This window comes from Pseudomonas sp. FG86 (assembly GCF_057808775.1).
In genome coordinates this window covers 1-19,589 of sequence record NZ_JBMDIS010000014.1, presented here as the reverse complement: position 1 = coordinate 19,589, position 19,589 = coordinate 1, and the positions used below count along the sequence as shown (strand labels likewise).

Sequence of the window (19,589 nt, the reverse complement as noted above, 5' to 3'; positions counted from 1 at the left end):
TGATAGAGGGTACCGAACATGGCACTACTCCATGTGGAAAACCTGCGCGTGGACATCCCCATGGGCAACAGCCCGACGCCGGATGACATGCTGCATGCCGTGCGCGGCCTGGATTTTGAAGTCGAGCGCGGTGAAATGCTGTGCATCGTTGGCGAATCCGGCTGCGGCAAATCCCTGACCTCGCTGGCGCTGATGGACCTGCTGCCACGCAAGGCAAAACGCACCGCGGCCCGGCTGACGCTGGACGGCATCGACATGCTCGGCCAGAGCGAGCGGCGCATGTGCGACCTGCGCGGTAACCGTCTGGCAATGATCTTCCAGGAGCCGATGACGTCACTGAACCCGGCCTACAGCATTGGCGATCAGCTCAGCGAAGTGCTGACTCAGCATCGCAAGGTGTCACGCAAGGATGCCCTGGCTCGCGCCGCGCAGATGCTGGAGAAAGTCGGTATCAGCAATGCCACCGAGCGCTTGCGTCAGTATCCGCATCAGCTTTCCGGCGGGCTGCGCCAGCGGGTGATCATCGCCATGGCGTTGATGTGCGAACCGGACCTGATCATCGCTGATGAGCCCACCACGGCACTGGACGTGACCATTCAAGCGCAGATCCTGCGCTTGATCCGCGACATTCAGAAAGAACTCGGCCTGGCGGTGATTTTCATCACCCACGACCTTGGACTGGTAGCACGAATCGCCGATCGGGTCGCCGTGATGTATGCCGGGGAAATCGTCGAAACCGCCCCTGCCCTGCAACTGTTCGAGAACCCGCAGCATCCGTACACCCGGGGTCTGCTGGCCAGTATTCCAATCCCTGGCCGGACCAAACCGGGTGAGGCGCTGGGTTCGATTCCAGGCCTGGTGCCGAGCCTGGTCGGCGAACAGCAAGGGTGTGCGTTCCGCAATCGTTGCGGGCAAGCGATACCGGCCTGCGCGCAAAACATCCCCGAAGTCGAACAGGACGGGCACATGGCGCGTTGCCTGTTCGCCGCACCGGCCCCAGCACCGATTCGCCTTCAGGAGCGTGCAAGGTCATGAAAAAAGACATCGCTTTGGAGCTGTGCGACATCCGCCGCGAGTTTCGGATCAACCAGGGCTTTTTCAAACCCGCCGCGACCCTGAAGGCTGTCGATGGCGTTTCCCTGCGCCTGATGCGTGGCGAGACCCTCGGCCTGGTGGGCGAGTCCGGTTGCGGCAAAAGTACCCTGGCCAAGATGCTGCTCGGTCTGTTGCCGCCTACCAGCGGCGATGTGCTGGTCAATGGCAAACACCTGGCGGCGACGGATCGCAAGGAAATGTCCCGGCACATTCAGCCGATATTCCAGGACCCGTACTCCTCGCTGAACCCACGCAAGACCCTGCGCGAAATCGTGACCCTGCCGCTGATCGTGCATGACATCGGCAGCACCGTCGAGCGGCGCAAGAAGACCGAAGAGATGCTTGATGTGGTCGGCCTGCCCAAACGGGTGATCGACAGCTACCCGAGCCAGCTGTCCGGCGGGCAACGCCAGCGGGTGGCGATTGCACGGGCGCTGATCATGCGCCCTGACGTGTTGATCTGCGACGAACCCACCTCGGCGTTGGACGTTTCGGTGCAGGCGCAGATTCTCAATCTGCTGCAAGACCTCAAGCGCGAATTCGGCCTGACCTATCTGCTGATCAGCCATAACCTGGCGGTCATCGAACACCTCGCCGACCGGGTCGCGGTGATGTATCTGGGGCGCATCGTCGAAGAACGCACGCGCGAAGCGTTGTTCGCCAAACCCGGCCACCCTTATACCCGCGCCTTGCTGGATTCGGTGCTCACGCCCGATCCGCGCCTGGGCATTCCCGACATCGGCCTGCACGGCACCTTCCCCAACCCCATGTCACCGCCGTCCGGCTGCGCCTTCCATCCGCGCTGCCCGAGCTGCTTCGCCCCCTGCAAAACGGCCTATCCGGCCAATGGTCCGCTTACCGGCGGCAACGTGCGTTGCCACCTTCACGACACTTCTGCCCAAACACTGGAGCTTGTCCACTCATGAGTCGTTCACTGGCCATCAGCAACACCACAGAGCAATTCGACAACGGCGATTTTTTCAATCTGCTCGAACGTAGCGTCGCCTTGCACACCGAAAGCCAGGCAGCGGACAGCCAGCCCGAGCTGTATCGCTACCTCAATGACTTCATCACCCCACATGTCGAGGCGATGGGCTTCAGCGTCAAGATCTATGACAACCCGGTGGCAGAGCGCGGCCCCTTCATGATCGCCACGCGCATTGAACATCCGGACCTGCCGACCGTGCTCAGCTACGGCCACGGTGATGTGGTGCGCGGCTATGAGGCGCAGTGGCGTGAAGGCCTGTCGCCGTGGCAAGTCACTGTCGAAGGCGATCGCTGGTACGGCCGCGGCACGGCAGATAACAAAGGCCAGCACTTGATCAACCTGACCGCGCTGGAGCAAACGCTCAAGGCTCGCGACGGCAAGCTGGGTTTCAACGTCAAACTGCTGCTGGAAATGGGCGAAGAAGAAGGCTCGCCGGGCTTGAATGCATTCTGTGCCGCGCACAGTAACGAGCTCGCCGCGGATATCTTCATCGCCTCGGACGGCCCGCGCCTGGCGGCATCACGACCGACGATTTTTCTTGGCTCGCGCGGGGTGTTCAACTTCGAGCTGGTGGTCAATTTGCGCGAAGGCGCTCATCACTCTGGCAACTGGGGCGGGTTGCTGGCTAACCCTGGCATCATCCTGGCCAATGCCATCGCAAGCATGGTCGATGAACACGGCCGGGTGAAAGTTGCGGGCCTGATGCCCGAGACACTGCCGGAGCCGGTTCGGCAGGCACTGGCCGATATTAACGTCGGTGGCGGGCCGGGCGATCCGGAAATCGACGCCAACTGGGGTAACCCGGAGCTCTCGCTGAGCGAAAAGGTATTCGGCTGGAACACCCTCGACGTTATCGCCTTCAAGACCGGCAACCCTGACGCTCCCGTGCATGCAATCCCCGGCAAGGCCAACGCCCACTGCCATATCCGCTTCGTGGTGAACAGCGACTACACGACCTTTATCCCGGCGGTGCGCGCCCACCTGGATGCGCATGGCTTCAGCAATGTCGAGGTCAAGCAAAGCCGCATTGAGGTGATGCATGCCACTCGGCTGGACCCGCAGAGCCCTTGGGTCAATTGGGCGCTCAGTTCCCTGGCACAAACCACCGGCAAAAAACCTGCGCTGCTGCCAAACCTCGGTGGCTCGCTGCCCAACGACGTGTTCGCGGACGTGCTCGGCCTGCCAACATTGTGGGTGCCGCACTCGTACCCGGCCTGTTCACAACATGCGCCGAACGAGCACTTGCTGGCACCGGTGGTCAAGGAAAGCCTGCAAATCATGGCGGGGCTGTTCTGGGACCTGGGCAACGACGCAGCCCGCCTGACTCAGGAACATCAGTTACGGGAGCAGGCGCAATGAGTGCCACTCCACAACAGGCGCTGGACTGGCTTGCCGACCAGCGCCAAGCCATGGAAGCACTGCTGCAGCGTATCGTCGACACCGACTCCAACAGCTATGACAAGGCGGGCGTCGACGCCGTGGGCGCGCTGCTCGCGGCGGAACTGGAAGCCGACGGCATCCTGCTCAAGCGCATACCGGTCGATGGTTTTGGCGACGTGATACTCGCCGAAGTGCCAGGCGAACCGGGAAAACCGGTGCTGTTGCTCGGCCATCGCGACACGGTGTTCCCCAAAGGCACCACCACGACGCGCGGCTATAGTCGCGACGCCAACCTCGCCTATGGCCCCGGCGTCGCCGACATGAAAGGCGGCTTGGTGCTCAATTGCTTCGCCCTCATGGCACTCAAGCGCGCCGGCCGGTTGCCCTATCCGGTGCAGGTTCTGTACACCGGTGATGAAGAGATCGGTTCCGGCAGCGCCAGACCCCATATCGAAAACGCCGCCCGTGCCGCCCGCGCCGTACTCAATACCGAACCCGGCCGGGCCAGCGGTAACGTGGTCAACGCACGCAAAGGCGGAGCCACGCTGATCATCGAAGTCAGCGGCCGCGCGGCGCATGCCGGGGTCAACCATGCTGACGGAGCCAGCGCCATCGAAGCCCTGGCACGCAAGATCGTCAAGCTGCATGCCTTGACCGATTACCCGGCAGGCATCACCACTAACGTTGGCCTGATATCCGGTGGCACGTCCAGCAACACCGTCGCGCCCAGCGCCTGCGCCCGGCTGGACGTGCGCTTCATCGAACTCAAGCATTGGGATCAAATCTTCAGCGCAATCCAGGCCATCGTCGCCGAAGAAGAACTGATCGGCACCCGCGCCATCCTCAAGGAAGCGACGACTTTTCTACCGATGGAAGCCCATCACAGCGAACGGCTGCTGCACATCTACCAACAAAAAGCGCGTGCGCTGGGTTTCAGCGTCGAAGGCGAATTCACCGGCGGTTGCGCCGACTCCGGATTCACCGCCAGCCTGGGCATTCCAACCCTGTGTGGCCTCGGGCCGGTGGGTGGCAAGGTTCACACCGATCGTGAATATCTGGAGCTGGACACGCTGGTGCCTCGCGCGCAGGCGTTGGTGGCGACCATTCTGGCGGTCGGCGACAGCGTTTGAGGTCATGGGTTTCTACGCGTCACCGAGGCCAGGGTATCCGACAGGTTCACAGGCAGCTCCCGCCGCTGTCGGGTATCACTTCAAGGTGGCGCGAATGGCTTACTCGGGCGAGGCTTTTCACCTGTTCTACTGCGGCAATGACCGAACGTTCGGCCGCCCCGTCTGAAGCAATCGGGTAGACGCAGGGCTGACCAATGGAAAGGCCGTGCAATAAACGCTCATCCAGTTCACCGAGCACGACAAAACAGCAGTCACCCTTGGCCACTCGTACCTCAGCGAGCTGGCCAGGCACCGTGTTCACAGCATCGACATGGATCAGCGCCACATTGTCAAAACAGCTGAAACCCTGATGGATCAAATCAATATGATTGCTATCAAGCCCGCACGCGATGACCACGATACGTGTGCAATTTGAAAGCTCGCGCATCCACTTCAGGGCATGGGTACGACAATCGGCAGCTTGGCTCATAGGCGTTGCCTTTGTTTGGGGGGATTCAACAAGCGAATGGGTGCGGACACTGGCTAAATCACGCCGCGCGCCTGCAGCACGCTTTTCGCCAGACCGCGGGTCGCCGAAAGCACTTGTTCTACCTGTTGATCCATCGCTGCGGTGGATGAGGCTATCGTTCCCAGTTCGACGACGCGCAACGGGTGACCGTGCACGGACCCCAGCCAGGTCAAGCCAGGAACCGTGCCGACTTCGACATCCAGTAAAAAACTTCCGTGGGAGACGCCGCGCAACAGTTGGCTGGCATGGCACGTGTAGGCTCCAGCAGATTGCTCCGCCCGCAACCAGTCGACCATCAACGCCTCGGATTGCTTGACGGCCAGATAAGCCACCTGGTCCCAGTCATCTATCGCCACGTGCAGCTTGTCGATCATGTATTTGGGCAACGTAGCGCTGGTCACGATGACCACTCCGGCATCCGCCGAAGGTTCCTTGATCCAGACTGCGGATTGCGATATCGCATGCATGGCGGTACTCCCGGCAGTTTGGTAGGAGCAGCTTGCTCCGGTCGGCGATCCGACGATGAGGCCGTGACATTCAATATTGATGCCGACTCACCCACCGCTTCATGAGCAAGCGCCCTCCCACAGGTTATTGGCGTTAATCAGCCGTTGCGGAACAGGAAGCTGTAGGCGTTCAGCGCAGGTGCCCCACCCAGGTGCGCGTAAAGCACTTTCGAGCCTTCGGGGAACTCGCCACGGCGGACCATTTCGATCATCCCGTGCATGGATTTGCCTTCATACACTGGGTCGGTCAACACACCTTCAAGGCTGCCGCACAGGCGAATGGCTTCCAGCGTACCTTCGTTGGGCAAACCATATTCCGGGTAGGCGAAGCGTGTATCGAGCACCACGTCGTCTTCGGTGATCTCACGCCCCAGTTCCACCAGCTCGGCGGTGTGCCGGGCGATACGCAGGATCTGTGCCTTGGTCTTCTCGGGCTTGGCCGAGGCATCAATGCCGATAACGTTCTTCGAACGGCCGTCCGCGGCAAAACCGACGACCATGCCGGCCTGGGTACTGCCGGTCACGGAACAGACCACGATGTAGTCGAACTTGAACCCCAGTTGTTTTTCCTGTTCCCGCACTTCCTCGGCAAAGCCGACGAACCCAAGCCCGCCGTAGGGATGTTCGGAACAACCCGCCGGTATCGGGAACGGCTTGCCACCCCGTTCCACCACGTCGTTCATGGCCTTCTCCCAACTGGGCCGAATACCGATGTCGAACCCTGCAGCGTCCAGTCGTACGTCAGCCCCCATGATGCGGGACATCTCGATATTGCCGACCCGGTCATACACGGCGTCGGAGTAGTTCACCCAGTTTTCCTGGACCAGCACACACTTCATACCGAGGTGAGCAGCGACAGCGGCGACCTGGCGGGTCTGGTTCGACTGGATCCCGCCGATGGACACCAAGGTGTCGCAGCCCTGTTCGAGCGCCTCGGGAATCAGGTATTCGAGCTTGCGCGTCTTGTTGCCGCCAAAGGCCAGGCCACTGTTGCAGTCTTCACGTTTGGCATACAACTCGACCTTACCGCCCAGGTGTTCGCTGAGGCGTTTCAAAGGCGTGATCGGAGAAGGACCGAAGGTCAGCGGATAACGTTTAAAACGATTCAGGTTCATGACTCTGCTCCTTGTTTATTGGACATCCAAGCGCCAGACCCAAAGGCAAAAAAGGCTGCGTTCCAGGTGCTTTCAGAGGGGCTTCGATGAGTTCAATATTAAGAACAAAGCCAAAAATATGTGTTGCAAGTTTCAATCCATTAAAGAAATATAAATCAACCAATACAACTTAAAACCTATTTTTACTGCGTAAAAATCCATATGAACGCAACAAATACCCACAAGAAACTCGGCACATCCGGCTCGGAGCCGCTTCCGCTGGACCGGACCGACCGCGCCATTCTCAAGACCCTGCAGCGAGACGCCTCGATCTCCAATGTGGCACTCGCCGAGAAGGTCAAACTGAGCGCGCCGGCCTGCCTGCGACGAGTCGAACGCCTCAAGCAGGCGGGCCTGATCAAGGGCATTGTCGCGTTGCTGGACAATCAAGCGCTCGATGCAGGGATGGTGGTGTTGATCGGCGTGGTGCTGGACCGCTCGACACCGGAATCCTTCGCAGCTTTCGAAGCTGCGGCGCAAAAGGTGTCCGGCTGCATGGAATGCCATGTGGTGACGGGGGAATTCGACTACTTCATGTTGATACGAACCAAGGACAGCAACAGTTTCAACCGGCTCCACGCGGAGCAACTGCTTTACCTCCCCGGGGTTCGCCAGATTCGCTCGTTCATGGGGTTACGCCAGGTCTTGTCGACAACCCACATCCCCCTTTGAGGCTCAAATCAGCCCGATGCCAGGTTGTATCGACCCGCAAGGGCAGGCATTGATTTCGACAAACGCATTTGGACCCTCCCTCCAGAGCGCATGAAAAAGCATCGCCGTAATAACTACGCCATGGATGTTTGCGGGCGTTGACCTCTGTGGCGCGTGGCTACGACTTAGTTACGCCAACTCCCGCTGTTAAATACCGCCAACGCCCGTCCCCATTTCAGAGCAGAAACTCTCGCTGCTGCTGTGCGACGCACCCACGCGAATCGTGCACAAGCAGGTGTTTGTGCACTGTCTTTTCCAACCAAACGGTTGTCCTTTCGAACAAAGCGACGCTATTCCGTTCTGCCTAACTTTGACCTTACGGCATATCCAGCAAACTGCGCCGATGAGGTAGCCCATGCATCTTGAACAACAGCAAGTGACCGACGACTTCAGGTTGCTGCATATGCGCGACCTGGCACCTGAAGAGTTCATTTCGTGGCTGCTCGAGTGGGGGACATGCGCACTTCGGGCCCGGCAGGCGAGTGCCGCAGGTAAACCTGAGCGTGTGCCTGATCCCAAAATAAAGTGTTCGAATACATCAACTTCCATCAGCAGACAGGGATGTTTCGCGACGCACTACCGGCACGAAGCTGAAAGTAACCTGCACCCACTTCATCACATTCAATAAGCCGCAGCCTGTGACCCGAAAAGTTCGCACAGCCGCCCTATGCAAAGGAACTCCATAATGAAAAAGGTACGTCTGCTGACACTCACCACTGTATTACCGGCACTTCAAGCACAAGCTATCGAAGTGGCTCCTGGAGACTACGAGCAATATCCGGTAGGCGCCACCATCGGCGTCATTTACTACCAACACTCCACGACAGACTCGGCGTATGCAAACGGTCACAAAGTCAGTTCGGACTTCAAACTGACCTCCGACGTCGGCATCCTGCGTTTGCTGCATGTGTACGGGTTGACCGACACCGTCACAATCGATCCGCAATTCCTGCTGCCATTCGGGCACGTTTCCAGCGGCGGAGAGGCTTCAACGCTTGGCAATACGAATGGCGTTGGCGACCTAACGCTGGCAGCCCCGGTCAGGTTAAGACTCAACGACGCCCGTGACACTCTTAGCTTCACACCCTACCTGTTCGTACCCACTGGCAACTACGACAAAGACGATCCGCTGAACATCGGTGAGAACCGCTGGAAATTCGAGCTACAAGGCGCTTACGTCAAACACTTCACTCAACAATGGGCCATTGACCTGGTTGGCGGAGCTACCTGGTATGGCGATAACAATGACTATGGCGCCAACGCAGACCGGCTCAAGCAGAAGGTTTCTTACGCTACACAGGTGATGGGGCGCTATATGCCCGATGCCACAACGGCGTTCGCCTTAGGCTTCGGGCATCTCTGGGGCGGGGAAACCCGCGTCGATCAAGTCAACCAGAATAACGAAATCGGAACCACAAACTTCCGTGTGACAGCAACTAAGTTCTTCACCGCTAAAGACCAAATCCAACTGCAGCTGGGCAAGGACCTCTCCGTAGATAACGGGACCAAGGAAGACTTTCGAATGAACTTGCGTTACGCGCACGTTTTTTAAGCGTCTGTCCCTCTAGACCAAATGGTTGGCGTTGCTAACCAAGCGTGTGCCCGACGGCAGACCTAACCTCGATACTTCGTAAGCCCTTGCAACTTTATCAACCGCGCCGAATCCGGCATTGAGCCAACAAGAATCGCCCTCACACGAAACGGAGAAATCGCATCATGACCGATCAGCAACCATCTATTGAACAACAACCCTCCCTCTATACACGTCTTGGTGGTTATGACGTTATTTATCAGTTCGCGGGCGCAGTTTTAAGGAAAACAATGGCACATCCTGTCATTGGCCACATTTGGGCGCATATGTCCGAGTCGACTTTCCAAAAGGAACATATCAACTTTGTCGACTTTCTTTCCCAACACTGGGGGGGCAGCGCCAAGTATCGCGGGAGAGACATGGTTACCGCCCATCGAGGCATGGGACTTACCGAGGAGCACTGGCAAGCCACGCTCGATTGTCTGGAGGAGTGCTACAACGACTACGACCTGGCGCCGGAGCTACGCAAGGAGGTCAACGACTTTTTGGTCAAGTTCAAACCCGCCGTGATCGGCAGCCCGTCCTATCGAGACGTGGTTCTCGCTCACCCTGAAATGGACCCGGCCAAGGGCATGAAAAGCGTTGGCGTTATCTGGCCCAAACACGGCAAGTCCGCTGAACAGGAAACCGTCCCCAAGTTGGAACAGTAAGCCTGCTCGGCCACATGAGCATCGATACCCCCTGGGGCGAAGCAGTCCTCCACAACCAAGTGCCGCTCGGTCACTGGCGCCAGCTTAGGACCAGGCCCCGCAGCGGCGAGCCTCTCGAACAGTCAAATGATCAGAAAAAGACGTCCACGGGCGTCTTTTTTTGTGCCTGAAATCCAATAAATACGGGGTTCAGGGCTACTGGGGCTTTTCAGATTTTTTGAGTTCCAGGTTGATGGCCGTGTTGAACGGGGCAATCTGGCGCGCCTCGTCGATGCGTAAACCACTCGCAGCTCACGAAAGCCTTTCAATCCATTGTCTCGGTGCCCGTACGGCCTAAGACCTGCGCGAGATGGCCGCGCCGTTGCGGATGGAGGACCTGTTCAACCTCACGCTTCGGCTGACTCATCGATTCATCCAGGATAAGCAGGCGATTTTCCGCGAGCGGATCGCTTCTAAAGGCTGGCTCTAGCGCGGACTTTGTTGTGCCTCGCTTAACCCGACAGGCCGTATAAAATTGTTTTTCTAAATCATTCTCAACAATAAAAATAGCAAGTTAGCCAACTAACTACTTTCAAACACTCGTCCAAATAGACAATCATTCCGCCCCCATCGCTTAAACAGCAAACCCACCCACAATTTTATTTTCACATATATTTTACATTCCCCTACATATGCTAATGTCATTACGACATCAACGCTGTTCAGCCAGGTTCAAGGAGTGTGTATGACCGGCGTATTGGCATCCGTTAACAGCCGCACCCAGCTGGTCGGTCAGAACCGGCTTGAACTGCTGCTATTCCGTTTCAACAATCACCAGCTGTATGGGATCAACGTATTTAAAGTCCGGGAAGTTATACGCTGCCCGAAGTTATCATCGATACCAAAGTCTAATAGCAACATTTGTGGCGTCGCCAACATCCGAGGTGTCTGCATTCCTATTCTTGACCTGGCCATGGCCACTGGGTTGCCCGGCGTCGAGGATCAGGAAAGCGCTTTTATAATACTTACGGAGTACAACAACCGCGTTCAGGGTTTTCTGGTCTATGCGGTCGAGCACATCGTCAATTTGAACTGGGAAGACATCCATCCGCCCCCCAAGGGCAGCGGCGAGAACAATTACCTGACTGCCGTTACACGCACGGATGATCGCCTGGTCGAGATCATCGATGTGGAAAAGGTGCTGACAGAAATCTCGCCATCCTCCGAGGAAATCTCCAGCGGCGTGGTGGAACACGAGGTCAGCCAACGGGCTAAGCACCTGCGGGTGCTGACCGTGGATGACTCGATGGTCGCGCGTAAGCAAGTGACCCGCTGCCTGGAGACCGTGGGCGTCGAGGTGGTGGCCTTGAACGATGGGCGCCAGGCGCTTGATTACCTGCGGGCCATGCTCGACGAGGGGCGCAAGCCGGAGGAGGAGTTCCTGATGATGATCTCCGACATCGAAATGCCAGAGATGGACGGTTACACCCTGACCGCTGAAATCCGCCACGACCCGCGCATGGCCAAGCTGCACATCGTGCTGCACACCTCACTCTCGGGCGGGTTCAACCAGGCGATGGTCAAGAAAGTCGGCGCCGATGACTTCCTCGCCAAGTTCCGCCCCGATGACTTGGCCGGCCGCGTGGTCTCACGAATCAAGGCGGCCACCCCGAACTGACGCTTTACGACAACAACACTCAAGCCAAGGAGGCTGTAGGGAAACGAATAAGAACAAAATGACAGAGGGCTAATCATGTTGAAATGCAATGAGCTCTACCACCTGACCACCGGCAGTGAAGAAAGACCGTTCTGGAAGGACCGCGCGAATGACGCTCAGCCTGATATCCAGTGCGCCATGGGCTGTGGCGCGCAACCTTCCGATCCGGGGCCGCAACCAGACTCAGGCCTGCCGCAAGAAACGCTGACCGCAGCGATTTCGACCACCCCCACCAGCATGAAAGACGAGCTGGCCGCCGCCCAGGAAATCTGTTCTCGGGCCAAGACCGCCGTTGTCGAGATGTTCAGCCATGCCCGCATGGGCCGCTCCCTGGAGCTCGAACAGGTCGGCGCGCTGGTGGACGATATTTCTGCTTCGATCGCACGCCACCCCAATGCCTTTATCAGCCTCGCACGCCTTAAAAGCATCGACGATTACACCTATATGCACTCGGTCGCCGTGTGTGCCCTGATGATTGCCCTGGGTAATCAATTGGCCCTGCCGGCGCCATTGATTCGCCGGGCGGGGCTGGCCGGGCTGCTGCACGACATCGGCAAAATGGCCATCCCGGGCGCCATCCTCAACAAGCCGGGGCGCTTGAGCGGCGACGAATTGCAGCTGGTTCGCACCCATCCGCTGGAAGGTGAGAAAACCCTGGTGGCGACAGCGCAGATGTGCGAAATGGTCGTGGACGTGTGCCTGCATCATCACGAAAAAGTCGACGGCACGGGCTACCCCCATCAACTGGCGGGAGAACAAATCAGTCTTTTTTCTCGAATGGCCGCGGTGTGTGACGTCTATGACGCGATCACCTCGGACCGTTCCTATAACCAGGGTTGGGACCCGGCGGTCGCCATCCAGCAAATGTCGACCTGGGACGGGCATTTCGATGATGAGGTATTCCGGGCATTCCTGAAGTCCGTGGGTATCTACCCCGTCGGTTCTATCGTGCAATTGAAAAGCGGCAGCATTGGCGTCGTCATCGAACAACATGCCGACTCATTGTTGACGCCAAAAATAAAGTTATTCTTTCTTCCGGTTTTAAATATTTACATAACCCCCCGAATAATCGACTTGAGTGATCCGGCACAAACCGACCGAATCATTGCGCGGGTGCCCCCGCAGCGCTATGGCTTTAAAAATACCGAGCGTTTATGGCTCGACGATACCGCTCACGAACAGCACTGAACCAATAAGCTGTACCGCATATATCTATGCGTAAGCAGCCCATGATTAAGCGTTAAGCCTTGCGTGCAAAACAACACTCGAATACCGACATCCCATTATGTTGGTAACTACTAGCACGGGCAGGAAATACCATGAAATTCAACTCATTGCAGACGCGCATATGCTTCACCGCCGGACTCTGCCTGTTTATCTCGTGCGCGAGTCTGGTCTTATATGGGCTTTATTCCTCGAATGCCAACCAGGCCTATGTGGGCACTGAAGTTTCCGCATTGATTGAAAGCGCCACCATCCGTGAAGTGCAAAACCTCGCGGAGTCCCGCGCCAACGTCATTAAGGCAAAGTTGCAGAATGCCTTGAATGCCGCGCGCGCACTGGCTGATGTGCTGGGGGCCAGCAAGGCTGCACAAAGCCCGCTGACGCTGGGCCGGGATCAAATCAATACGATGCTACTGAGCGTGCTCAAGGACAACCCCGACTTCAACGGCACCTATTCGTGCTGGGAACCGGATGCGTTGGACGGCCAGGATCAGGCATTTCGTAACAACGAGGGTGGTAACAACCCGTTGACCGGCCGTTTCACTCCTTATTGGACGCGCAGTTCGGATGGCCACATTGCCGTGCAGCCACTGGTCGAGTATGACTCCGATGCCCGTCATCCCAACGGCGTGCCCAAGGGCGGCTGGTACTCGGGCCCTCGGGATACCCAGAGGGAAAGCGTGCTGGACCCGATCCCCTATGTGGTGCAAGGCAAGAATGTATGGCTGACAACCCTCTCGGTGCCGATCACCGCGAACGGCAAGTTTTACGGGGTGGTGGGCGCTGACTTCGATATCTCGTTCATCCAGAAACTCAGCGAGCAGATGTCCGCCGACCTGTATGGCGGCAACGGCTCCGTATCGATCCTGAGCCATCAAGGGTTGGTGGTGGCTGACAGTAAACGGCCGGAACTGATCGGCCAACCGCTGAAGACGCTGCTGCCCGACACTTGGGACAAGGTGCTGGCCAATGTGCAGAAAGGCCAGGGGGACAGCCGACTCAACCAGGACTCCCAGGAAATCGAAGTGCAGATGCCCATCACCCTGGGCCGCAGCGAAAAACCTTGGGCCATTCTGATCCACTTGCCCAAGGCAGTGGTCATGAGCCAGGCCATAGCCCTGGAAAAGGAACTGCAATCACGCGGCGTCAAGAGCAGCATCTGGCAGGTGTCGGTTGGCGTGGCCATTTCCCTGCTGGCGCTGCTTGCACTGTGGTTTGCCACCGCGAAAATCGTCGGGCCGATTCGTGAAGCCGCCGCCTTGGCCGCCAACATCAGCCTGGGGGACTTCTCGCGTCGTCTGGTGCAAAAATCCGAAGATGAAGTCGGCCAATTGTCTTTTGCCTTGAACGATATGTCGGAAAGCCTGCAACGCCAGGTGCGGGTGGCCGAACGCATCTCCGAAGGAGACCTGGACCTGGAAGTGCGCCTGTCCTCGCCCAACGACACCTTGGGCAAATCCCTGGAGAAAATGGTCGGCAACTTGAACGCCTTGATCTCCCAGGTGCAGGCCAGCGCCACGCAAATCACCGGCAGCTCGGCGCAGGTCACCGAATTGAGCCAGTCACTCTCCGACGGGGCCTCCAACTCGGCGTCATCCATCACCGAAATCAGTGCGGTCATGACCCAAATGGCAGCGCAGACCAGCGACAACGCCGCCAACGCCAAAAAGGCCGATGAGCAATCCCAGGCGTCGCGTGCCGACGCGGGGGAAAGTGACAAGCTGATGAGTGAATTGATTGCAGCCATGGCCGAGATCGACAATTCGGGCAAGGACATCACCGCCATCATCACCACCATCGATAACATCGCCGCCCAGACCAACCTGTTGGCCCTGAACGCTGCGATCGAGGCGGCACGCGCCGGGGAACTGGGCCGCGGTTTCGCCGTGGTCGCCGACGAGGTCAGGAGCCTGGCCGCCCGTAGCGCGGAAGCAGCCCAGCAAACAGCCGCGCTGATTGCCGACTCGTCGACCAAGACCCAGCGCGGCATGGTGATTGCCGGTCGTACCGCCGACTCACTGAGGAACATTGTCAGCGGTACCAGTGCTGTCTCAAGCCTGGTGTCGCTGATCTACCAAGCCTCCAGTGAACAGGCGTCCGGTTTGCAACAGGCCAGTATCGGCCTGGAGCAGATCGATGAAGTCACCCAGCAGAACCAGGTCAACTCCCAGCAATGCGCGGTGGCTGCCAGGAACCTGTCAGAACGGGCCAACTCCATGCAGCAAGGGTTGAGCCGCTTTAAAGTCAAAGCCTCGTAGCACCTGCAACGGCGCCAGGGGGGCACTGTTCCCCTGGCCCGATACAAGAAACTCCGTCCCTATTCATGAAATATTAAGATTTGCCTCCCTATACTCACCGATTGCGCGCCGTTCCCCCGAACGGCCACTGCTCCGGTAGCCCGCCCCATGACGCGTCCCGTTCCTCTGCTACTCCTGCTGGCTGGTCTGTTGTTCTTCTTTGCGCTGGGTAACCATGAATTGCAAGGCTCCACCGAAGCCCGCGTCGCCGGGATCGCCATGGCCATGCATTTGGACAATGATTGGGTGGTGCCCCGGCTGTTTCGCGAGCCCTTCCTGGAAAAACCACCCCTGAGCCTTTGGCTGGACGCCGGGGCGATTCGCCTGTTCGGCGGCACGCCTGGGGCGGTGCGCCTGGCGTCCGCGTTTGCCGGATTGTTCAGCGTGATGCTGCTCTACGGGATGCTGCGCAAGTTCGGGCGGCCGAAAACCCTGGCGTTCTGCGCGGCGTTGATCCTGGCGACCATGGCCAGTTACTGGAGCAATGTGCGTGGGGTGGGTGAGGATGCCTTGCTCAGCCTGGGCGTGACCACCGCACTGCTGGCGTTCTACCAGGCGATGCGCCCCGAATCCGAGCGGCCAGGCTCCACAGCCTGGGCTTGGGCGTTGTTTACCGTTGGGATGGCAATCGCCACCCTGAGCAAAGGCGTGCTGGGCCTGGCGATGCCCGGCATTGTGATTTTTGTCTACCTGGCCAGCACCAGCCTGATGGACAAACGCCTGCGCATCGGTGATTGGCTCCGCCCGGCGCTGTTCACCTTGCTGGCATTGGTACCGTTGCTGATCTGGCTGGGCTTCCTGTTCCAGCGCGGCGGCATGCAGGCCGTGGGCGAAGTGCTGTGGACCAACAGCGTCGGGCGGTTCAGCGGCTCGTTCGTCGAAGCCGGGCACTACGAACCCTTCTACTACTACCTGGTGAAACTGCCGGAAGCGTTTTTGCCGTGGAATATCCTGGTGTACCTGGGCCTGTGGCACTTTCGTAAAAGCCTGGTGCGCAACCGTTACCGCCTGTTCTTCAGCGTGTGGCTGGTGGCGCAATTCACGCTGCTGACCCTGGCCTCAAGCAAACGCACGGTTTACCTGATGGCGTTGACGCCGGCCGCCGCGGTGCTGGCGGCGGAATATGCGCGAGTGCTGCTCGAATGGCTGAAGGCTAACAAGCCGGCGCTGTACCAACACCATCGGCGCGTGGTTGGTGGGGCCTTCACGTTGCTCATCGCCTGCTACCTGGGCGCTGCATTCTGGTACGCGCCCAAGGCTGACGAGCGCCAGTCATTCGTGCCGGTGATCAGTCAGATCCAGGCACTGCAAGCCGAGGGTAAAGAGGTGGTGTTGTTCCAGCCCAACGAGCGAATCGACGGGGCGAGTGTGTTCTACCTGCAGGCTTACTTGCCGATCCTGCAAACCGAGCCGCAGCTACGCAGTTACCTGGCCGCCAAACCCGGCAACGTTGCGTTGCTGGATCGCACCGAGCAACTGAGCGGCAAGGTGACGGTGATCAAGGAGATGGCAATCAATCGCCAGCCTTACTACTTCATCGAGCAGTAAGGCCGGCACGGGACATCAGTGCTTGGTGAGTTTGTCCAGGTAACCCATGGCAAACGCCGAGACCACGAAGGTCATGTGGATGATCACGTACCACATCAGGTGCTGCGGATCGACGTTCTTGGCGTCCATGAAGATGCGCAGCAAGTGGATGGAGGAAATCGCCACGATGGAAGCCGCCACTTTCATCTTCAGCGACGAAGAGTCCATGGTGCCCAACCAGTTGAGCTTTTCCTTGTTGTCATCGATATCCAGCTGCGAGACGAAGTTCTCGTAGCCGGAGATCATCACCATCACCAGCAAGCCGCCGACCAGGGCCATGTCGATCAACGACAGCAGCACCAGGATCAGTTCGGACTCGGCCATCGAGAACACGCTCGGCAGCAGGTGAATCACTTCCTGGAAGAATTTCAGCGCCAGCGCCAGCAACCCCAGGGACAAGCCGAAATAGATCGGCGCCAGCAGCCAACGCGAGGCGTACATAGCATTTTCGATAAAGCGTTCCATTGGTTCTCACACAGCTTGGCTAGAAATGGCGGCGAGTATACCAGCCGCCACCAAGCACCTGTAACCGCGAGAAAACTGACCTGGGCGGCATCTGTAAGAGAATTTTTCTGCTAGTGTCGAGCCCATCAACTCGGCTTCGATGATGTCGGACAGGAAAATTCAAATGATGGATGTGCGATCCCCTTTGGCCCGTTTTGGCCTGTGTGCGGCGTTGCTGATGATCGGCGGCTGCTCACCCAGTGATGAGCAGAAGCAGGCCACCCTCGAAGAGAAAACCGCAAAGTTCGAACAGTCGCTCGACAGTATCCAGGACCCCAAGCTGCGCGACGCCATCGCCGACCTCGGCGGCTCGCTGCTGTTGCTCGAACGGGCGCGCGCCAAGCTCGCCAGCAAGCCCATCGAGACCGAATACGGCGAAGACAGCCTCGCCCTGCTCAAGCACTACCCCACGCCCCAGGCCCTGGTCGACACCTATATCAACGGCTTGTTCGTGCTGCGCAAGACCTCCCACTCCGACTACCTGACCGATCTGCAGCCGATCTTCCCGTTCAATTTCAATACACCGGACCAGTTCCCGTTCCCTCACGGCCTGGAGTGGCAGTCCGTCACCTTGAGCAACAACAAAGTCATCCCGTTCCAGCCGGAATGGTCGGAGACCGATCCCGGCATCCAGTTGAGCCCCAGCAGTTCCAACCTGACCAACCCCGATGACCTGACGGTGACCTACCCGTTCATCGATGGCATCGAGACCGAAAACAAGAGCCAGCCGCAGCCCGTCCGCCTCAAGGGCACGGTGGAAGTGATCGCGCCGGGCAAGGTGTTGACGTTCGATTTGTCGAAACAGGACGTGGGCCACAAGCGCACTGAAGGCAATATCACCGTCAACCTGATGTTGCTTGAGAAGAACTACGCCGAGATCGAACTGACCAACAGCGAACCGCTGGCGCCACAGGTCGGTGAGGATTCCCCCAACCCCTTGCTGGTGCAAGCACGTGACAGCACCGGGCAATTTCTCACCCGTTCCGGCTCGATCAATGAAAGCAACGCGCAGGTGGCCTTCTACGAGAAACAATTGGCGCAGATGCAAAAGCAGAAGGTCTGGTCGGATGCGTTTGAAAAGCAGCTGACCGAGGAGCAGAAAGCCTTCGAACACAAGCAGAGCAGTCATTACGCCAAGGTGTATTTCAATGGCCTGATCGACAACCTGCAAATCAACGTGCTGGATTTCTCCACCGCCACCGTCACCCGCAAGGACCTCGACCTGCCGGTACTGCGCTTCGACAAGAACAGCCTGCAACAAACCGTACAGGCCCTGCCGATGCCGGTCACCGTGTATGACGACGGCGCCGCGGCCTGGCTCAAAGGCGCGACGATGACCGAGGAGCAACTGAAAAACAGCGTCACCATCAGCCAGTCCGTCGACGACGCCAGCGCCGCGCATATCGTGTTCGATCACCCGTTCACCTTTAATGACGAACTGGTGGGCAACGAGCGCAATAGCAGCGAGTCGCCAGTGACGTTCTTCGCCGCCGATGAGAAAGGCGAACGTGGGGAGCCCATCGAGTTGCCGACCGAAGCGTATGAATTGAACCCGGCGCGCGGCACGCTCACCTACGACCTTAACCTGTTCCCGGAAAACCCGGCCTATGTGGTGGGTTCGATCCCGCTGTTCCTGGCAACGATCGAGAAAGGCGAGATCGACGTGACCAAGCTGCCCAAGGGCCTCTCTCTGAAGGACAACGCGCTGGTTGTCGACCAGAAAGAATTCCCCGCCGACAGCTGGCGTTTCTACGCCAAGGACGCCAGCGGCAATTACCTCAAGGAAATTCTCGGCGTGAGCCACCGCGCCGAGGAATACGGCACGGCGTTGTTCGATGTGCATTACTTCTATGGACAGCCGACCGCACTGGAAAGCTATCAACGCACTGACCTGAGCACCGTGCAATACGGTTTCGAGGTCAAGCTGGACAAGCCCGAGGGCAAATGACCGAGCTTACAGGGCCAGACACTCCTGGCTGCCATTGAGCTGGCGTAAATGAGCCTGCATATGCAGACACCATATTTGCGGATCTGGCACCAGCTCATAGCCATGCAGGGTGAGGCTATCCACAATCGATTGCAGCATGTTTTCTGCCACGAAGGGCCCATGGAACGGGCCCTGGGACTTGATGGTGGAAGGCTGCTCGCCGGTCATTCCGGCGGCAAATAGCAAGGTCCACATCCCGTTATCCCCCGCGAGAGGGCGAATGGAACATTCAATACGGGTAACCAGGCCCAGGCACTGGCGGGTAAGGCAAAGGTTGCGCGGCATGGCGGCGACCCTCGGTAGATCGGTGTTCAGCCCCGATGACACGGCGAGACTGTCTCTATCCTGCGACTCCTGTGGATATCCCTAAGCTCAGAATAGAAGAAAACCACGACAAACCAAGGTTGTAGGGACCAACGGCGTTGCGCTCTCAGGCGGGAGTCAATTTAGTGACGAACCTGCTTAACCCGTGGCGAGCGGGCCCGCTGTAGCAAGCAGGCTTGTTGCGGCGGCTTTTTGTGGAGGCTTTTTGTGGCGAGCGGGCTTGCCCCGCGTTGGGCTGCGCAGCAGCCCCAGTAAGA

General features: G+C 58.5%; 17 protein-coding genes and 1 pseudogene. 13 read left to right on the top strand and 5 right to left on the bottom strand.

Features of this window, described 5'->3' with window-relative positions:
* Positions 1–18: 18 nt before the first annotated feature.
* Genes ACODSV_RS11970 through ACODSV_RS11955 form a run of 4 tightly spaced genes read left to right on the top strand, consistent with a single transcriptional unit; the run spans position 19 to position 4,593 of the window.
* On the top strand, positions 19–1,035 hold the full coding sequence (locus tag ACODSV_RS11970) for an ABC transporter ATP-binding protein (protein ID WP_024077469.1): 1,017 nt from the start codon (positions 19–21) through the stop codon (positions 1,033–1,035).
* Positions 1,032–2,021: an ABC transporter ATP-binding protein gene (locus ACODSV_RS11965; RefSeq protein ID WP_069077046.1), complete on the top strand. Its 990-nt coding sequence runs from the start codon at positions 1,032–1,034 to the stop codon at positions 2,019–2,021. The genes ACODSV_RS11970 and ACODSV_RS11965 overlap by 4 nt, the downstream gene beginning before the upstream one ends.
* The gene (locus tag ACODSV_RS11960; protein ID WP_150054116.1) at positions 2,018–3,442 is read left to right on the top strand and encodes a M20 family metallopeptidase; all 1,425 of its coding nucleotides are present in this window, start codon (positions 2,018–2,020) and stop codon (positions 3,440–3,442) included. Before ACODSV_RS11965 ends, ACODSV_RS11960 begins: the two co-directional genes overlap by 4 nt.
* Positions 3,439–4,593, top strand: a complete 1,155-nt coding sequence (locus tag ACODSV_RS11955; protein ID WP_069077047.1) for a M20 family metallopeptidase — start codon at positions 3,439–3,441, stop codon at positions 4,591–4,593. The genes ACODSV_RS11960 and ACODSV_RS11955 overlap by 4 nt, the downstream gene beginning before the upstream one ends.
* 46 nt (positions 4,594–4,639) lie before the next feature.
* On the opposite strand, the gene ACODSV_RS11950 is transcribed toward ACODSV_RS11955, so the two are convergent.
* The 3 genes from ACODSV_RS11950 to ACODSV_RS11940 form a co-directional block, all read right to left on the bottom strand.
* Entirely contained in the window at positions 4,640–5,062 is a 423-nt protein-coding gene (locus tag ACODSV_RS11950; protein WP_150095473.1) for a hypothetical protein, read from the bottom strand.
* A gap of 53 nt (positions 5,063–5,115) precedes the next feature.
* Positions 5,116–5,568, bottom strand: a complete 453-nt coding sequence (locus tag ACODSV_RS11945; RefSeq protein WP_024077474.1) for a hypothetical protein — start codon at positions 5,566–5,568, stop codon at positions 5,116–5,118.
* A 137-nt stretch (positions 5,569–5,705) separates the two neighbouring features.
* Entirely contained in the window at positions 5,706–6,722 is a 1,017-nt protein-coding gene (locus ACODSV_RS11940) for a 1-aminocyclopropane-1-carboxylate deaminase (protein WP_024077475.1), read from the bottom strand.
* A 201-nt stretch (positions 6,723–6,923) separates the two neighbouring features.
* Here ACODSV_RS11940 and ACODSV_RS11935 point away from each other — a divergent pair, with 201 nt between their 5' ends.
* The 8 genes and pseudogenes from ACODSV_RS11935 (at position 6,924) to ACODSV_RS11900 (ending at position 16,478) form a co-directional block, all read left to right on the top strand.
* Entirely contained in the window at positions 6,924–7,433 is a 510-nt protein-coding gene (locus ACODSV_RS11935) for an Lrp/AsnC family transcriptional regulator (RefSeq protein ID WP_150095472.1), read from the top strand.
* Between the two features lie 724 nt (positions 7,434–8,157).
* Positions 8,158–9,024: a transporter gene (locus ACODSV_RS11930; protein WP_069077048.1), complete on the top strand. Its 867-nt coding sequence runs from the start codon at positions 8,158–8,160 to the stop codon at positions 9,022–9,024.
* A gap of 164 nt (positions 9,025–9,188) precedes the next feature.
* Positions 9,189–9,713, top strand: a complete 525-nt coding sequence (locus ACODSV_RS11925; protein WP_024077479.1) for a group I truncated hemoglobin — start codon at positions 9,189–9,191, stop codon at positions 9,711–9,713.
* Between the two features lie 724 nt (positions 9,714–10,437).
* Positions 10,438–11,370 (top strand): chemotaxis protein CheV, encoded by a 933-nt coding sequence (locus tag ACODSV_RS11920; protein WP_024077482.1) that lies wholly within the window; start codon positions 10,438–10,440, stop codon positions 11,368–11,370.
* Between the two features lie 75 nt (positions 11,371–11,445).
* The gene (locus ACODSV_RS11915; protein WP_024077483.1) at positions 11,446–12,597 is read left to right on the top strand and encodes a cyclic di-GMP phosphodiesterase; all 1,152 of its coding nucleotides are present in this window, start codon (positions 11,446–11,448) and stop codon (positions 12,595–12,597) included.
* A gap of 131 nt (positions 12,598–12,728) precedes the next feature.
* Positions 12,729–13,991: pseudogene (locus tag ACODSV_RS11910) on the top strand (cache domain-containing protein); the annotation flags it as partial.
* Entirely contained in the window at positions 13,986–14,891 is a 906-nt protein-coding gene (locus ACODSV_RS11905) for a methyl-accepting chemotaxis protein (protein ID WP_444875429.1), read from the top strand. The pseudogene ACODSV_RS11910 and the gene ACODSV_RS11905, both read left to right, overlap by 6 nt.
* 147 nt (positions 14,892–15,038) lie before the next feature.
* Positions 15,039–16,478: an ArnT family glycosyltransferase gene (locus ACODSV_RS11900; RefSeq protein WP_024077485.1), complete on the top strand. Its 1,440-nt coding sequence runs from the start codon at positions 15,039–15,041 to the stop codon at positions 16,476–16,478.
* A gap of 15 nt (positions 16,479–16,493) precedes the next feature.
* On the opposite strand, the gene ACODSV_RS11895 is transcribed toward ACODSV_RS11900, so the two are convergent.
* Complete coding sequence (locus ACODSV_RS11895) at positions 16,494–16,982, bottom strand: TIGR00645 family protein (RefSeq protein ID WP_024077486.1); 489 nt, start codon at positions 16,980–16,982, stop codon at positions 16,494–16,496.
* Positions 16,983–17,145: 163 nt separating this feature from the next.
* On the opposite strand from ACODSV_RS11895, the gene ACODSV_RS11890 reads away from it, so the two are divergent.
* Positions 17,146–18,969, top strand: a complete 1,824-nt coding sequence (locus tag ACODSV_RS11890; RefSeq protein WP_024077487.1) for a hypothetical protein — start codon at positions 17,146–17,148, stop codon at positions 18,967–18,969.
* Between the two features lie 6 nt (positions 18,970–18,975).
* Here the strand turns inward: ACODSV_RS11890 and ACODSV_RS11885 are convergent, their stop codons facing one another.
* Positions 18,976–19,293: a PA4575 family protein gene (locus tag ACODSV_RS11885; RefSeq protein ID WP_041161302.1), complete on the bottom strand. Its 318-nt coding sequence runs from the start codon at positions 19,291–19,293 to the stop codon at positions 18,976–18,978.
* Between the last annotated feature and the right edge of the window lie 296 nt (positions 19,294–19,589).

What these genes read in the sequence shown, in the direction of transcription:
- ACODSV_RS11940 (WP_024077475.1), bottom strand. Translation starts at nt 6,722, where the DNA reads ATGAACCTGAATCGTTTTAAACGTTATCCGCTGACCTTCGGTCCTTCT.
- ACODSV_RS11925 (WP_024077479.1), top strand. Translation starts at nt 9,189, where the DNA reads ATGACCGATCAGCAACCATCTATTGAACAACAACCCTCCCTCTATACA.
- ACODSV_RS11945 (WP_024077474.1), bottom strand. Translation starts at nt 5,568, where the DNA reads ATGCATGCGATATCGCAATCCGCAGTCTGGATCAAGGAACCTTCGGCG.
- ACODSV_RS11890 (WP_024077487.1), top strand. Translation starts at nt 17,146, where the DNA reads ATGATGGATGTGCGATCCCCTTTGGCCCGTTTTGGCCTGTGTGCGGCG.
- ACODSV_RS11950 (WP_150095473.1), bottom strand. Translation starts at nt 5,062, where the DNA reads ATGAGCCAAGCTGCCGATTGTCGTACCCATGCCCTGAAGTGGATGCGC.
- ACODSV_RS11935 (WP_150095472.1), top strand. Translation starts at nt 6,924, where the DNA reads ATGAACGCAACAAATACCCACAAGAAACTCGGCACATCCGGCTCGGAG.
- ACODSV_RS11960 (WP_150054116.1), top strand. Translation starts at nt 2,018, where the DNA reads ATGAGTCGTTCACTGGCCATCAGCAACACCACAGAGCAATTCGACAAC.
- ACODSV_RS11920 (WP_024077482.1), top strand. Translation starts at nt 10,438, where the DNA reads ATGACCGGCGTATTGGCATCCGTTAACAGCCGCACCCAGCTGGTCGGT.
- ACODSV_RS11930 (WP_069077048.1), top strand. Translation starts at nt 8,158, where the DNA reads ATGAAAAAGGTACGTCTGCTGACACTCACCACTGTATTACCGGCACTT.
- ACODSV_RS11915 (WP_024077483.1), top strand. Translation starts at nt 11,446, where the DNA reads ATGTTGAAATGCAATGAGCTCTACCACCTGACCACCGGCAGTGAAGAA.
- ACODSV_RS11885 (WP_041161302.1), bottom strand. Translation starts at nt 19,293, where the DNA reads ATGCCGCGCAACCTTTGCCTTACCCGCCAGTGCCTGGGCCTGGTTACC.
- ACODSV_RS11905 (WP_444875429.1), top strand. Translation starts at nt 13,986, where the DNA reads ATGTCGGAAAGCCTGCAACGCCAGGTGCGGGTGGCCGAACGCATCTCC.
- ACODSV_RS11895 (WP_024077486.1), bottom strand. Translation starts at nt 16,982, where the DNA reads ATGGAACGCTTTATCGAAAATGCTATGTACGCCTCGCGTTGGCTGCTG.
- ACODSV_RS11955 (WP_069077047.1), top strand. Translation starts at nt 3,439, where the DNA reads ATGAGTGCCACTCCACAACAGGCGCTGGACTGGCTTGCCGACCAGCGC.
- ACODSV_RS11970 (WP_024077469.1), top strand. Translation starts at nt 19, where the DNA reads ATGGCACTACTCCATGTGGAAAACCTGCGCGTGGACATCCCCATGGGC.
- ACODSV_RS11900 (WP_024077485.1), top strand. Translation starts at nt 15,039, where the DNA reads ATGACGCGTCCCGTTCCTCTGCTACTCCTGCTGGCTGGTCTGTTGTTC.
- ACODSV_RS11965 (WP_069077046.1), top strand. Translation starts at nt 1,032, where the DNA reads ATGAAAAAAGACATCGCTTTGGAGCTGTGCGACATCCGCCGCGAGTTT.